This is a genomic window from Streptosporangium sp. NPDC049248 (assembly GCF_040678965.1).
GTDB classification, from domain to species: Bacteria; Actinomycetota; Actinomycetes; order Streptosporangiales; family Streptosporangiaceae; genus Streptosporangium; species Streptosporangium fukuiense.
In genome coordinates this window covers 1-14,981 of the sequence record NZ_JBFAQY010000063.1, presented here as the reverse complement: position 1 = coordinate 14,981, position 14,981 = coordinate 1, and the positions used below count along the sequence as shown (strand labels likewise).

General features: G+C 71.0%; 10 protein-coding genes. 5 read left to right on the top strand and 5 right to left on the bottom strand.

Annotated elements, in window-relative coordinates:
- Positions 1 to 123: 123 nt before the first annotated feature.
- Complete coding sequence (locus AB0K21_RS44320; protein WP_343975774.1) at positions 124 to 1,413, bottom strand: deoxyribodipyrimidine photo-lyase; 1,290 nt, start codon at positions 1,411 to 1,413, stop codon at positions 124 to 126.
- A 151-nt stretch (positions 1,414 to 1,564) separates the two neighbouring features.
- On the opposite strand from AB0K21_RS44320, the gene AB0K21_RS44315 reads away from it, so the two are divergent.
- From AB0K21_RS44315 to AB0K21_RS44305, 3 genes are all read left to right on the top strand, one after another.
- Positions 1,565 to 2,479, top strand: a complete 915-nt coding sequence (locus AB0K21_RS44315; RefSeq protein ID WP_343975777.1) for a MerR family transcriptional regulator — start codon at positions 1,565 to 1,567, stop codon at positions 2,477 to 2,479.
- A 139-nt stretch (positions 2,480 to 2,618) separates the two neighbouring features.
- Positions 2,619 to 3,143 (top strand): sigma-70 family RNA polymerase sigma factor, encoded by a 525-nt coding sequence (locus tag AB0K21_RS44310; RefSeq protein ID WP_343975780.1) that lies wholly within the window; start codon positions 2,619 to 2,621, stop codon positions 3,141 to 3,143.
- Complete coding sequence (locus AB0K21_RS44305; RefSeq protein ID WP_343975783.1) at positions 3,140 to 3,640, top strand: YbgA family protein; 501 nt, start codon at positions 3,140 to 3,142, stop codon at positions 3,638 to 3,640. Before AB0K21_RS44310 ends, AB0K21_RS44305 begins: the two co-directional genes overlap by 4 nt.
- Positions 3,641 to 3,660: 20 nt before the next feature.
- Here AB0K21_RS44305 and treZ read toward each other — a convergent pair whose 3' ends face one another.
- The 4 genes from treZ to AB0K21_RS44285 form a co-directional block, all read right to left on the bottom strand.
- A complete protein-coding gene (treZ, locus tag AB0K21_RS44300) occupies positions 3,661 to 5,388 on the bottom strand; it encodes a malto-oligosyltrehalose trehalohydrolase (protein ID WP_364159156.1) in 1,728 nt (575 codons plus the stop codon).
- Positions 5,389 to 5,390: 2 nt separating this feature from the next.
- Positions 5,391 to 7,865 (bottom strand): malto-oligosyltrehalose synthase, encoded by a 2,475-nt coding sequence (gene treY / locus AB0K21_RS44295; protein ID WP_364159153.1) that lies wholly within the window; start codon positions 7,863 to 7,865, stop codon positions 5,391 to 5,393.
- Positions 7,858 to 9,963: a glycogen debranching protein GlgX gene (gene glgX, locus AB0K21_RS44290; protein WP_343975792.1), complete on the bottom strand. Its 2,106-nt coding sequence runs from the start codon at positions 9,961 to 9,963 to the stop codon at positions 7,858 to 7,860. The genes treY and glgX overlap by 8 nt, the downstream gene beginning before the upstream one ends.
- A gap of 118 nt (positions 9,964 to 10,081) precedes the next feature.
- The gene (locus tag AB0K21_RS44285; protein ID WP_364159149.1) at positions 10,082 to 13,378 is read right to left on the bottom strand and encodes a BTAD domain-containing putative transcriptional regulator; all 3,297 of its coding nucleotides are present in this window, start codon (positions 13,376 to 13,378) and stop codon (positions 10,082 to 10,084) included.
- Positions 13,379 to 13,607: 229 nt separating this feature from the next.
- Here AB0K21_RS44285 and mscL point away from each other — a divergent pair, with 229 nt between their 5' ends.
- Both mscL and AB0K21_RS44275 read left to right on the top strand, forming a co-directional pair.
- Positions 13,608 to 14,036, top strand: a complete 429-nt coding sequence (mscL, locus tag AB0K21_RS44280; RefSeq protein WP_343975798.1) for a large conductance mechanosensitive channel protein MscL — start codon at positions 13,608 to 13,610, stop codon at positions 14,034 to 14,036.
- Positions 14,037 to 14,105: 69 nt separating this feature from the next.
- A complete protein-coding gene (locus tag AB0K21_RS44275; RefSeq protein WP_343975801.1) occupies positions 14,106 to 14,744 on the top strand; it encodes a hypothetical protein in 639 nt (212 codons plus the stop codon).
- The last annotated feature ends 237 nt before the right edge of the window (positions 14,745 to 14,981 follow it).

Sequence of the window (14,981 nt, the reverse complement as noted above, 5' to 3'; positions counted from 1 at the left end):
GGACTTGTAGTGGTTGACCAGCACGGTGAAGGACTTACCGCCCTGGACCCGGCGGAAGGTCTGGATCAGCGGGAGCTGGAAAGGCCGCCCACCGGCGGGGTTTTCGGCGCCGGAGCACTCACGTCAGGCCATGGAGACGAGCGGCGCGGGGTAGCCGGGGACGCCCGAGGGGAGCTTCCACGGCTCGTGGATCACCCGCTTCGGCAGGGTGGCGAGCTCGGGGACGTAGCGGCGGACGTACTCACCCTCCGGGTCGTACCTCTTGGCCTGCCGGATGTGGTTGACGGGCCGGTTGGGCCGGGTGTCGTTGCCGGTCCCCGCGACCCACTGCCAGTTGCCGTAGTTGTTGGCCACGTCGCCGTCGAGCAGCCGCTCGAAGAAGTGGTCGGCCCCGACACGCCAGTCGACACGCAGCCGCCTGACGAGGAACGAGCCCACGATCAGGCGGGCCCGGTTGTGCATCCAGCCCTCGGCGAGCATCTGCCGGATCCCGGCGTCCACGATGGGGATTCCGGTCATGCCCTCCCGCCACGCCTGCGCCGCGTGCTCGTCGTCGCACCACTCGTGCCCGCGTGGGCGGTAGTCGTCCCGGTTGATCCGCGGGAAGGCCCGTGTCACCTGATGGAAGAAGTCCCGCCAGCACAGCTGCCTGACGAACTCGCCGGCGTCCCCGGCCTCCCCGGCCAGCGACTCCAGCTCCAGCGGCGAGACACAGCCGAAACGGAGATAGGGACTGAGCCTGGAGGTGCGGTTGCCCGCCATGTCGTCGTGGCCGTCGGCGTAGTCGTCCACGCAGTGTCTCAACCACTGCTCCATCCTCCGGCGCCCGGCCGTCTCACCACCCCTGAACAGCTCGTACGTCTCGTGTCCGGGCTCGGGCAGCCTGCCGGGGCTCAGGCCCTCGGGGACATGGACCACGCCGGGGGCCTTGAGCACGTCCCTGCGTGGTTGCCGGCTCCAGGCCCGCCAGTAGGGGGTGAAGACCCGGTAGTGGTCACCGCCGCCCGACGGCCTGAGCGCGTCCGGCGGCACGACCGTCAGGCCGGGGAAGGCGCGGAACTCCACCCCCGCGCGCTCGCACTCCGCCGCCAGGCGCCGCTGCCTGCGGTGCGCGAGGGCGCTGACGTCCACGCCGGTGTGGACCGCCCCGGCCCCCGACTCCCCCGCCAGGCGCATCGTCTCCGCGACCGGGTCACCCCTGCGCACCACCAGCTCACCGCCCCGCTCGCGGAGCGATCCGCGCAGGTCGGCCAGGCATTCGGCGAGAAATCCCAGGCGGTTGCCCGCGGGTATGTCGGGATCGATGACGAAGAGTGGTATGACATGACGTGCGCGCTCGCACGCGGCGGCGAGCGCCGGGTGGTCGTGCACCCGGAGATCGCGGCTGAACAAAACGATCACAGTATCGGTCACGTTTCCCCTTCGCCGGGTCACGCTCCGCCGGTTGCATCCGCCGGAGCTCGGAAGTCGAAGGAATGTCCGGGGATCGGCCGCTCGTGTCGCCGGTCACGCTGGTACGGCGGTAGCGGGCTTGAAATGGGATGGGATGGAAAGGCAGCGACAGGTGACCGCTGACGAGGAGCCGGGATACGGCATCGGCGCCGTCTCACGACGCCTCGGCGTGCCCGCCCCCACGCTGCGGACCTGGAACCTACGCTACGGCGTGGGTCCGAGCCGCCGGAGCCCCGGGGGGCATCGGCGCTACGACGCCCGCGACCTGTGGCGCCTGGAGGAGATGAACCGGCTCATCAGGAGCGGGGTTCCCCCCTCCGACGCGGCACGGGAGGTCCTGAGGATCGAGGTCGTCCCACCGGCGGCTCCGGAGGCGGGCACCGAGGAGATCCCCTCCTCTCCCGTCGCGGAGCGGCCCGGCGTCCCCACGGCGGCGATGCTGGCGCGGGCGGCGATGACACTGGACAGCCGAACCGTCTACGACTGGATAGAGGCGTCGCTGGTCAGGCACGGCGTGCCGTGGACCTGGGAGCGGCTGGTGATACCGGTCTTCGAGACGATCTGCGACCGCCAGGCCGAGAGCGGCGCGAGCGTCGAGATCGAGCACCTGTTCTCCGACCGGCTGCTGGCGGCGCTGATCCAGCTCACCACGCGTCCCGCCCAGCCGGTCAACACCCGCCCCGTACTGCTCGCCTGCGCCGAGGACGAGCAGCACAGCCTGCCGATCTACGCGCTGGCCGCCACGCTGACCACCGACCACCGGGTGGAGACCCGGGTGCTGGGTGCCAGGACCCCGTACCCGGCGCTGGCGGACGCGATGCGCCGGTTGGGCCCCTCGGTGGTCTTCGTCTGGTCCCAGCTGCCTGCGACCGGTGATCCCGCCCCGCTCGCGTCGCTGCCCGTGCTCCGCCCGCCGAGCCTGGTCGTCGCGGGCGGTCCGGGCTGGTGGGAGGGACTGCCGGCGTCGGTCCCCCACGTCACGTCGTTCCAGGACGCACTCACCCGCGTCCTCGCCGCTCTGGCCTGAGTTCCGGCTTTTCACCGGCGGACCGGACCCCCTTCTCCCCTCCCGTTGACCGGCGTGCCGCCGTGCCCTGCTTGCGATCACATCGACCGGCCGGGTATGAATAGGTTTTGAATAAGTTTTCTCGACGGACGGAGGCGTCATGACGGACAACCTGAACATCCGGTTCGCCGAGGGCGACGATGCGGCCCTGGCCGAGTGCTTCACCGCCCACGGCGCCCTCGTCCGCTCCTACCTGCGGCGATTCGTGCCGCAGCAGGAGGTCGAGGACCTTCAGCAGATCGTGTTCGCCGAGGTCTGGCGGTCACGGCACCGCTTCGACCCGGCCCGCAGCCTCCCCGCCTGGATGCTCGGCATCGCGCACAAGCGCGCGGTCGACCAGCTTCGGATGCGCACCCTGCGCACGGTGCCGCTGGACGTGGTGGCGGATCCGGCCGGCGACGACGGCAGGATCGACGGCGACGGCATGGCCGAGCGCGACCAGGTGCGCTGGGCGCTGACCAAGCTGCCCGGGCCGCAGCGCCAGGCGATCGAACTGGCCTACTACGGCGACCTGACCCAGCGGGAGATCGCCGAGAGGCTGAGCGTCCCACTCGGCACGGTCAAGGCCCGTACCGCCCGCGGACTGCGCCGCCTGTCCGACATCCTCACCCCGGCCGCGGCGTGAACGGCTGGACGGACGGCACGGCCGTCATGGAGCGGATCTTCGCCGGCCTCCGGCTCCGCGCGCTGCTGGAGAGCGACTGGCGCCCCCGGGACCTGGTGTCCTTCCACGCCCGGCACAAGATGCAGCTGCTGGCCCACCACCCCGTGGCCTACCGGCAGGCGGGGCGGGTGGTGGCCCAGGCGGGCACGCGGCCCCGCGAGGAGCTGGCCGCCGACTACGCGCGCCTCTTCCACGCGGCTTTCGCCGTCGAGGCCGGCATCGGCCGCAACGTCAACGTCCTGCAGCACTGCATGGGCATGCTGGGCGGCTCGCTCGACCCGGCGCACCGGTTTGAACTGGTCCGGGCCATCGCCTCCTACCAGGCCGGTCAGGTGGCGCTGAGCGTCCCGGCGGCCCTGCTGCGCGGCTACGCCCGGGGCGAGGCCGCGCGGTACGTACGGGACCAGACGTTCTTCTCCCCGTACTCGGAGGATCTTCGCGACCAGGTGGCCGACTGAGCCCGTGGCCACCGCGGCGGTCAGCCGGGCGGATTCAGTCTCACCACCGCGAGGGAGCGGGCGGGCAGGGACAGTTCCTCCTCCCGCACCGTCGCCGACGCCTCCGAGGCGAGCAGGATGTGGCCGGGCGCGGACCGTCCTGGCCCGAGCCTGACGGTGAGCGGGACCGGGCCGAGGTTGGCCGCCACCCTGAGTCCTCCCCGGTGGACGACCAGCCAGGACTCGCCGTGGTCGACCCGGACCCGGTCCAGTCTCGGGTCCGTCAGCTCGGGATGTGCCCGGCGCAGCGCGATCAGGGCCCGGTACCAGTCGAGATGGGCCCGGTGGGCGTCGTCGTCCAGCTCGCTCCAGTCGAGCTTGGAGCGCAGGAAGGTCAGCTCCTCGCCGGGGTCGGGGGCCTTCTCCGCCCAGTCGTCGTAGCCGAAGCCGACGAACTCCCGCCGCCGCCGGTCGGCCTCGCCCTCGCGCAGCCGCGGCTCGACGTGATCTGTGAAGAACAGGAACGGCGTGCGCGCGCCCCACTCCTCCCCCATGAACAGCATGGGAGTGAACGGCGAGGTCAGCAGGAGCCCGGCGGCCAGCCGGAGCGCCTCGGGCGCCAGCCGGTCGCCCTCCGCGCGGTTGCCGATCTGGTCGTGGTTCTGCGCGCAGCAGACGAAGCGGTAACCGGGCAGGTGGGCCGCCGATCGGCCGTGGGACCGCCCCCGGAAGGACGAGTAGGTCCCGTCGTGGTAGTAGGCGCGGGTCAGCACCTTGGGCAGTGCCCCGTAGAAGTCGTCGTAGTAGCCGTGCCGCTCCCCGCTCACCGCCACGTGCAGGGCGTGGTGGACGTCGTCGTTCCAGGCGGCCGCCAGGCCGTACCCCCCGGCCTCGCGGGGGGTCATCAGCCTGGGGTCGTTGAGGTCGGACTCGGCGATGAGCGTCAGCGGCCTGCCCACGGCCGCCGACAGCGCCTCCGTCTCGGCGGCGATCTCCTCCAGCAGATGGACGGCCCGGTCGTCGCGCAGGGCGTGCACGGCGTCCAGCCGCAGGCCGTCGATGTGGTAGTCGCGCAGCCACTGCATCGCGTTGCCGACAAGGTAGGCGCGCACCTCGTCGGAGCCGGGGCCGTCCAGGTTGACCGCCTGCCCCCAGAAGGAGGAGGCGGTGGAGTGGAAGTAGGGGCCGAAGGGGGCGAGGAAGTTGCCCGAGGGACCGAGGTGGTTGTAGACGACGTCGAGGATCACACCGAGCCCGCGCCGGTGGCAGGCGTCCACGAGGCGCTTGAGCCCGTCAGGGCCGCCGTAGTTGTCGGTGACGGCCCACAGGTCCACGCCGTCGTAGCCCCAGTTGCGCCCGCCGGGCACCGGCGGCACCGGCATGATCTCCACGAAGTCGACGCCGAGCTCCGCCAGGTGTTCCAGCTTGCCGATCGCCGCGTCGAAGGTGCCCTCGGGGGTGAAGGTGCCGATGTGCAGCTCGTAGATGACCGAGCCCGGCAGGTCACGCCCCCGCCACAGGGCGTCCCCCCACTCGAAGCGGTCGTGGTCGTAGAGCCGGCTCGGGCCGAAGATCCCCTCCGGCTGCCAGCGGGTACGGGGATCGGGCAGCGCCTCGCCCCCGTCCAGCCGGAACCGGTAGTCGGTGCCGTGCCCGGCACCGGGCACCTCGGCGAACCACCAGCCGCCGCCCGCGGACGACATCGGATAGCGCACCTCGCCGATCTCCACATCCACCGCCGTCGCCCGCGGCGCCCAGACCTCGAACATGCTCAGTCCCTTTCCAGGAGTGCGACGGGGTGGACCGAGAGCAGGTGGGCGAGCGGGATCCTGCCGGTGTGCTCGGCACCGGAGAGCAGGTCCCGCCAGGTACCGTGCGGCAGGGTGAGCGTGCTGCTCCCCCAGCCGCCGCGCCGCTCCAGGCCGACCGGCAGCCGGGTGGCCACCGCCACCGCCCGTTCCCCCCTGGCGAAGGCGACCGCGTGCTCCCCGGCCTCGATCGGGACGTACGGCGCCGCGGGGTCCAGCCTCCGCCGCAGGTCCAGCGCCCGGCTGGTGATCGCCAGCTTGGCCTCGTCCCAGGACAGGCCCTCGGTGGCGGGACTCGGGTGTGCCTGCTCCGGATGGGCCTGGCTCGCGTGAGCCTGGGCCGCCGAGAGCATCCGGCGGCGCAGCGGGAAGTCGACCGGGCGGCGGTTGTCCGGGTCGACCAGGGAGAAGTCGGTGATCTCGTTGCCCCAGTAGAGGTCGGGCACGCCGGGCAGCATGAGCTGGACCAGCTTCTGGCCCAACGAGTTGGACCTGGCGTACGGCTCGATCCGCGCGGCGAACTCCTTGATCGAGGCGCCGCACTCCTCGACGGCCCGGGTGACGAAGTCGCGGATGCCGCGCTCGTAGGCCGGGTCAGGGGCGGCCCAGGAGATCGAGGTCTTGGCCTCGCGGGCCGCCTTGAACAGGTAGTCGAAGAACCTGTCGGGGCCGATCGGCCAGGAGGCCATCAGGTTCTGCCAGGCCAGGTAGTCCAGGGCCGGGTCGAAGGAGACCTTCGAGGACCACTCGCCGACCGCCGCCGCCCACTCCTGGGGAAGCTCGGACAGCACGGCCAGCCGGGCCCGCACGTCCTCCGAGCGCTTGGTGTCGTGGGTGGACAGCGTCGTCATCGTGCCCGGCGACATCCGCCGGCAGAACGCGTGGAACTCCTCGATCGGCTCGCCGAACCTGTCGGGCTCGCCGCCCACCTCGTTCAGGCAGGACAGCGGGTACCAGCGGTAGAGGGCGGTGTCCTCCACGCCCTTGGCCATCACCGGGCCGCAGGTCTGCTGGAAGCGGACGACCGCCTCTGCGGGCCCGGCCAGCACCCGCTGGACGACCTCCGCCACCGGGGCGCCCTCGGGCAGCCGCCCCGCGGCGACCTGTCCGGCCTCCTCGACGATCTGGGCCGAGATCTCCGGCACCGGCTCGCCCGGCACCGCGTAGGCCCGGTAGACCGGCATCGCGGCGAGCAACTCCACCAGTGTCCGGCGGTCGGAGCCGACGACGGCGTGCAACCTGTCGATCTCCGCGTCGAAGAACAGGCTCAGCACCTCCGCCTTGGACTCGCGGACCACCGCGGCGTAGCCGGCGGGCATACCGGTCTGCAGGGTGAACAGCTCCACCAGCGGCTCTTTCCCCGCCGGGTCGACGAACAGCCCGGTGATCCGGTTGAGCACCTCGTAGCCGGTGGTCCCGTCGCACTCCCAGTCCGCGGGCAGCCGCTCGGAGCCGATCAGGATCTTCTCCGCCACGGTCCACACACCCGAGGCGGCGCGCAGCCGCGACAGGTAGCCGCGCGGCTCGGCGAGCCCGTCGGGGTGGTCCACCCGCAGCCCCTGGATGACCCCCTCCCGGACCAGCGAGAGGATGACGGCGTGCGTGGCGTCGAACACCTCCGGGTCCTCCACCCGCAGCCCGATCAGCGAGGAGACGTCGAAGAACCGGCGGTAGCCGGGCCCGCGCCGCCAGTCGACCAGCCGGTAGTTGGTGTCCGGCAGCGGGAAGACGTGGTCGTGGTAGCGCAGCACGTCACCGTCGACCACCGCCTCCCCCGAGTCGCCGAGCACCGGCATGTTCACCTTGCCGTCGCCGCCGGCCCAGTCGATGTCGAACCAGGACGTGTACCGCGACTTCTGCCCCTCGGCGAGCACCGACCACAGTTGCGCGTTGTCCGACTCCGGCACCGGGACCGTCATGTGGTTGGGCACGATGTCGACGACGATGCCGATCCCGTGCTGGGCGAGCGTCGCCGACATCGCCCGCAGCCCCTCGATCCCGCCGAACTCCTCGCGGACGCGCGAGTGGTCGATCACGTCGTAGCCGTGCCGCGACTCCGGCACGGCCTGCAGGATCGGCGACAGGTAGACGTGGCTCACCCCCAGATCCCGCAGGTACGGGGCCAGCTCGGCCACCTTGTCGAATCCGAAGTCGGGGGTCAGCTGGAGCCGGTAGGTCGAGACCGGCACCTCGTAGGAGTCGGGCGAGGGCGGGGGCTCGGGTACCTCCTCGGGGAATTCCACCGGCTCCGGCACGTTCTCGCCGAACAGTGCCGCCCCGGGGTCCGCCGGGACCTCGCCGTGGGCGACCTGCGGCGGGACCACACCGGGCACCGGCTCTCGCGGTACCACGGTGGGCACGGGCTCGGGCGGGACCACGGTGGGCGCGGGCTCCAGCGGAGCGGGCTCGGGGGTGGGTTGCGTGATGGGCTCAGACACGGCGCAACACCCTCACCGAGCGGCCGACCACCGGCACGCTCTCTCCGGCCCGGCAGACCCGGGTGTCAACCGTGATCGGCATCGCCGTGTCGATCTCTGTCAGCCACATCTCACCGTAGTCCTTCGGAAGGGTGAACTTGATGACGTCGTGGTGGGCGTTGAACAGCAGCAGGAACGAGTCGTCGACGATCTGCCGCCCCCTGCGGTCGGGCTCGGTGATGGCCTCACCGTTCAGGAAGACGGCCAGCGACCTGGCATAGCCAACGTTCCAGTCGGCGTCGGTCATCTTCTCCCCTCTCGGAGTGAGCCAGGCGATGTCGCTGAGGTTCTCCTCGGAGCCTCGTACGGGCCGCCCGTAGAAGAACCTGCGCCGCCGGAAGACCGGGTGGTCGGCGCGGAGCCTGGCCAGCCGCCGGGTGAACTCGAGCAGCAGCCAGTTCTCCCTGACGTCGGACCAGTCGACCCAGCTCAGTTCGTTGTCCTGGCAGTACACGTTGTTGTTGCCCCGCTGGGTGCGGCCCAACTCGTCGCCGTGGGAAATCATCGGAACGCCCTGGGACAGGAAAAGAGTGGTCAGGAAGTTGCGCTTCTGCTGCTCGCGCAGCGACTCGATGGCCAGCGAGGCGGGCCCCTCCTCACCGCAGTTCCAGGAGCGGTTGTCGTCGGTGCCGTCCCGGTTGTCCTCGCCGTTGGCCTCGTTGTGCTTGCCGTTGTAGGAGACGAGATCCTGCAGGGTGAACCCGTCGTGGCAGGTGACGAAGTTGATGGAGGCGGCGGGGCGGCGGCTGTCGTCCTGGTAGAGGTCGCTGGAGCCGGTCAGCCTGGAGGCGAACTCGGGCAGCGAGGCGGGCTCGCCCCGCCACAAGTCGCGGATCGTGTCGCGGTACATGCCGTTCCACTCGGTCCACCTGGCGGGGAAGTTGCCCACCTGGTAGCCGCCGGGGCCGACGTCCCACGGCTCGGCGATCAGCTTGACCTGTGACAGCACCGGGTCCTGCTGGACCAGGTCGAAGAAGGCGCTCAGCCGGTCGACCTCGTGCAGCTCCCGCGCCAACGTCGCGGCCAGGTCGAACCTGAAACCGTCCACGTGCATCTCGATGACCCAGTAGCGGAGCGAATCCATGATCATCTGAAGCACGTGCGGGGAGCGCATGAACAGGCTGTTGCCGGTGCCCGTGGTGTCCAGGTAGTACCGCCTGTCGTCGTCGACCAGACGGTAGTAGCCGGTGTTGTCGATGCCCCGCATGCTCAGCGTCGGGCCCATGTGGTTGCCCTCGGCCGTGTGGTTGTAGACCACGTCGAGGATGACCTCGATGTTCGCCTCGTGCAGGGCCTTGACCATGGCCTTGAACTCCAGCACCTGCCCGCCGCGCTGCCCGGTGCTGGAGTAGGCGTTGTGCGGGGCGAAGAACCCAATGCTGTTGTAGCCCCAGTAGTTCGTCAGCCCCCGCTCGACGAGGACGTGGTCGGTGACGAACTGGTGTACCGGCATGAGCTCGATCGCCGTCACCCCGAGGGCGGTCAGGTGATCGATGATCTCCGGATGCCCGATCGCCGCGTAGCTGCCCCGGATCCGCTCAGGGATCTTCGGGTGGTTGATCGTCAACCCTTTGACGTGCGCCTCGTAGATCACCGTGTTGTGGTACGGAGTGCTCGGCGGCCGGTCGTGCCCCCACCCGAAGAACGGGTTGATCACAATGGAGCGCGGCACGAACGCGGCCGAGTCCGCGTCGTTGCGGCTCTCCGGATCGCTGAAGCGGTAGTCGTACACCGCCTCGTCCCAGTTCACGTCCCCCTCGACCGCCTTGGCGTACGGATCGAGCAGGAGCTTGGCCGGATTGCACCGCTGTCCCCTCCGCGGATCGTACGGGCCGTGCACGCGGTAGCCGTACCGCTGTCCGGGACCGACGCCGGGCAGGTAGCCGTGCCAGACGAAGCCCTCACACTCGGTGAAGGTGACCCGTGTCTCCCGGTTCTCCTCGTCGAACAGGCACAGCTCGACACGTTCGGCGGCCTCGGTGAAAAGCGCGAAGTTGGTCCCCGCGCCGTCGTAGGTGGCCCCGAGAGGATAGGGATCACCCGGCCATATCTCGATCATTGCACCGCCCCTTCAGCGGTGAACAGATATGCCCCGTCTCAGCCTGGCCATGCGCACATCTCCACTCCTGCGAAAGTGATCTCGGAGTCACCCGACGACATGCCTGGACGGACCCCGGTCAGGCCGGGCGAAACTCCTGGGCCAGCGCGCGGATCGCGGGTTCGTACACGCGCGGACCCGCCCCGGCGGCGAACGCCTCCGCCGCCCGCAGGTGAACTCCGGCCCGCTCCTCGTCACCGTCGAGCAGGGCCAGCCGGGCCAGGCACAGGTCGGTCAGCGACCAGCCGAGCAACCGTCCCGCGTGCGGGGCGAGCCTGCGGTACAGGATCCTCCCCGCGACCTCGTCGCCGAGCGCCGCGCAGATCTCGCTGACGGCGTCCGGGACGAACCGGTAGGCCAGCTCGGGGCCGAGCGCCGCGAAGCCGTCGCGGGCGAGTTCGGCGAAGACCTCCCGTGCCGCGTCCGTCCTGCCCAGGTCGATCAGGGCCAGACAGCGCAGGATCCGCCAGGGGATCTGCCCCGGACGGTGGGCGAGCATCTCATCGGAGAGCGCGAGCGCCTCGCCCGCCGCGCCCTCGGCCCGCAGCTCCAGGAAGCGGAACGTCTCCCGCCGCAGCAGCGCGTCGCCCCTGCCCAGCGCACCCTCCGGGTGGGCCGCGCCGGACGCGTCGGCCTCGGCGAGCGCGTCCGTGAACCGCCCGGCCAGGTAGGCATGGACCGCACTCTGCCAGGCGGCCAGGCTGACCATCGAGGGAAGCCGCAGCCTCTCCGCGCTCTCCCGCAGCCAGACGAGCAGCTCCGCGGCAGGGCCCGCGGCGCCCTGGGCGTTCAGCTCGACGTACTCGTTCTCCCTGCCGATCCACTCGGTGGCCAGGTCGCCGGTGCGGCGGCCGATGTCCACGATCTCGGCGACGACCGCCCGCCGGCGGTCGTGATCGTGGCCGGACCGCAGCAGGATCTCCAGGGCGATCAGCGTCCTGGACAGGGTCCGGTCCTCCCCGGTGCGGCGAGCCAGCCGCACCGCCTCCTCCGCCATCGCCACGCTTCGCTCGACGGGCCGGCCGGTGGAGCCGGTCAGCGCGGCGGCGGCGAGCAACTGGGCCCGCCACGGCGAGTCCTCCACGAGGTCGGAGGCGAGCACCCGGTCGATGCGCTCGGCCAGCCTGTCGATCCCGGTCATCTCCTCGTACATGGCCAGATAGATCGGGTTTGAGAAACCCAGCACCGCCCTGGCCAGCCGGTTGTCGTCGCCGAGCCCTTCGGCGGCCTGCGCCGCGGCCTCCAGCGAGGCGTGGGCCGCGCCGCTCGTCCCCGAGGCCGCCTGCGCCTCGGCCAGGTCCAGCAGGAGGTCGCAGCGGAGCCCGTTGTCGGCCCCCGGCAGCCGGTCGATCAACGCGATCGCCTGTTCCAGGCTCTCCACCGCGTCCTCGTGGGCGAACTGCGCGGTCGCCTGGGCCGCCGCGCGCCGGGTGTAGCCGATGGCCCTGCCCGCCATCGCGGGAGTCAGCAGGCCCTCGCGGCAGTGGTGGGCGATCTCGGTCAGCCGCGTCCCGTTCCGTTCCTGGAGCACCTCCGCGATCCGCGTGTGCAACCTCCTGCGGCGTAGCGGCGGCAGCGCCTCGCGCAGCACGTCGCGGACGATGTCGTGGACGAACCGGCAGCTCGCCCCCTCCCCTTCGACCAGCAGCCGGGCCCCCACGGCGGCGTCGACGATGTCGAGGACCCGCCCCTCGGGCAACTCCGCCACGTGCGTCAGGATGTCGGTCGCCGCCTCCCTGCCCAGCAGCGCCGCGACGGTCAGCACCTCCTCGGTGTCGGGTGGCAGGTGGGCCATCCGGCCGCGCACCACGTCCGAGAGCGCCTCGGGGGTCTCCCCCAGCTGTAGCACCTCACCCAGGAAGAACGGATTGCCCGCGGTCAGCCTGCCCATCTCCCCGGCCCGTCCCGGGTCGGCGCCCGCCCGTCCCAGATACTCGCGGATCTCCTCCTCCGCCAGGCCGCGCAACAGGAGCCGCCGCACGTGCGGCAGCCGGAGCAGCACGCCGAGGGTGCGCTCCAGCGACTCGCCGGGACGCACGTCGGTGTCGCGGTACGTGGCCACGACCACCAGCTCCGGGCACAGCCGGGTGGAGGCCAGGAACTCCAGCAACCGCAGCGAGGAGGTGTCCGCCCATTGGAGGTCGTCCAGGACCACCAGCACCCGGCCGTGCTCGTTCAGCAGCCGGGCGAACGCCTCGTACAACTCGAACTGCCCCGCCTGCCCGGTCCCGGCTCCGGCTCCGGCGAGTTGCGGCAGTTCGCCGACCCTGCCGACCAGGTCCTGCACCGCCTGTGTCCAGGGCCAGAATGGCGGCGCGCCGGTGCCGTCCCAGCAGCGGCCCCACACCACCCGCCGGCCCCGCGCCCGCGCGACGTCGGCCGCGTACTCGGCGAGGCTGGTCTTGCCGATACCCGGCTCCCCGGCGAGCAGCACCACCCGGTGCCCGTCTCCGGTGACCGCCCGCTCCAGAACTCCGGCCTCCGCCTGCCGGCCCACCAGCCCGGTGCCGTTCTCCGGCCCGACCGGCCCCGCCGCCCCTGCCGCCGTCTCGGCACCGGTCGCCGCCGCCACGACGGCTGTCCTTCCCGCGTGCTCCGCCGTGTGCCTGGGCCTCAGCGCGGGATCCTGCCCGAGGATGCGCCGCTCCATCTCCCGCGACCGGGGGTCGGGGTCCAGACCCAGGTCCTCCATCAGCAACCGGCGTCCCTCGGCGAGCAGGCCGAGCGCGTCCGCCTGCCGCCCCGCCTGGTAGAGCGCGTGGGCGGCGAGCGCCCGCAGCCGCTCCCTGAACGGATGGGCGGCGACCAGCTTGGCCAGCCTGTTCGTCGCCGCCGTTCCCCGGCCGAGCGCGAGCTCCGCCTCGGCCAGGTCCTCCTCGATCGTCAGCCGCAACTCGATCAGGTGCGCGCGCTCCTCCGCCGCCCAGGAGGACTCCGCGAGACCGTCGAGCGGTTCTCCGCGCCACTCCCCCAGGGCCAGCCGCAGCTCCCGCACCGCCCCCTCGTGATCTCCCGCCGCGCCCAGGCTCCTGCCCTCGGCCATCTGCCCCCGCACCCTGCCCAGGTCGATCGCGGCGGCGGGGACGTCCAGGAGGTAGCCTCCCGGCCTGCTGGTCAGGACCTTCGGGGGCACCTCCCTCGGCCTGCCCGGCTCGAAGACGCGGCGGAGTTTGGAGACGTACGCCTGCACGGTGTTGAGCGCCCCCGGAGGGGGGGCGTCCTCCCAGAGGGCGTCGATCATCCGGTTCGGCCCGACCGGTCGCGGGGCCGCGAGGACGCATATCGCCAGCACCAGCCGCTGCTGGTAGGGGCCGATGTCCACTACCGCCCCGCTGTCGGCGGTCACCTCGACCGGGCCAAGCACACGAAAGTCCATCCGGCCACCTCGCTCGCGAACTGCGCCGATATTAACCTTTCACACCAGCTGTCCCGTCCAACCCGTAACAGTCCCGAGGCTTCCAGCTCCGCATATTCTCAGTCGGACGCGTTAACCTCCGTCCAGACCACCCATCAGGGGGCTCCGGTGGACTGCCGGAAAACAGCGGAACTCTGGTCGCCGCCCTCCCCGGGCAGCGGCCCTTCTTCACGAGTGGAGGACATGAGGAATGGGTGGATTCAAGAAGTTCCTACTGAGAGGGAACCTCGTCGAGCTGGCCGTGGCGGTCGTGGTCGGGGCGACCTTCAGCGGGCTGGTGCAGGCTCTGGTCAAGGACCTCATCACGCCGTTGATCGGGGCGGTCACCGGCGGCCGGGAACCGGACTTCTCGGAGTACGTGTTCACCGTCAACGGCGCCAAGTTCATGTACGGCGACTTCATCAACCACCTGCTGAGCTTCCTGATCATCGCCGCGGTCATCTACTGGCTCGTCGTGATGCCGATGACCCGGCTGATCGGCTACTTCGACCGGAACAAGGAGGCCACCGAGAAGGAATGCCCGGAGTGCCTCAGCGACATCCCGGTCGCCGCCAGGCGCTGCGCGTTCTGCACCGCGGTGCTGTCGGAGATCCTCATCGCCGACAGACCCCCGGCGTAGGAGCCTTCTTCCCCCGGGCGGTACGACCTTCCGGTCGGCCGGGAGGGTCCTTCGGAGGACAATGGGGGCGTGAGCTTCGAACTGGCCGTCTGGCACGAGCACAAGCCGATCACCAGGGAACACGCTGAGCACGTCTTCCAGACCTTCCGCCATGGGAGGCCGCATGGCGGAAGGTCCCACCCCGAAGGGCAGGAGCCCGAGGAGGGTCACCCCGGGGTGGCGGCGTTCGTCGAGCGGCTTCCCGAGGCCGAGCGGCTCTCCGCGGCCTTCGCCCTGGTGACCGTGGACCTGGAACGGGCCGACGAGGTGGCGGCCGAGGTCTTCGCCCTGGCCGCCGAGTGCGGGCTGGTCTGCTACGACCCGCAGCGCGGCCTGGTGCACAACCTGTCTCCGCGCGGCGTCTATCCCGCCATGGAGATGCGTACGGGTGACGGGATGATCGTGGTCTCGCCGGACCTTCAGCTCATCCGTGACGCGCTCGCCGGCATGTCACCGCAGAACCCGTTCACGGCGCTGGTCGTCTTCGGCGAGCACTTCGTGCAGAGTTCGCCGGAGATCTCGGGCTACGAACTGGAGTACAAGGACAGCGTCCGGAACCGGATGTTCCGCACACATGTTCCCGACCTGGAGGCGGTGCAGACCGCTTTCACCGAGTACGCCACCGGAGAGCGCGCTTTCCTGGAGCGTCACGACTGGCGTCTTGTCTGACTTTTCCGGGTGCGGTTCTCGCTGTGTGCCGCATGGCGGGTTTTCGCTGTGCGCTGCGGTGAGCGGGTGTTCCGGGCCGGCATCTCGTCTGACTCGTTCGGGTACACGGCTTGTTCGCCGTGCCCGCTGCGGTGGGCGGGTGGTCCGGCCGGCCGTCTCAGTGGCCGTCTGGTGATTTCGGCCTCCGGCCTGTTCGGGCGCGGTGGTTGCGGGCTTTTTTTAAGCCGGCCGGACCAC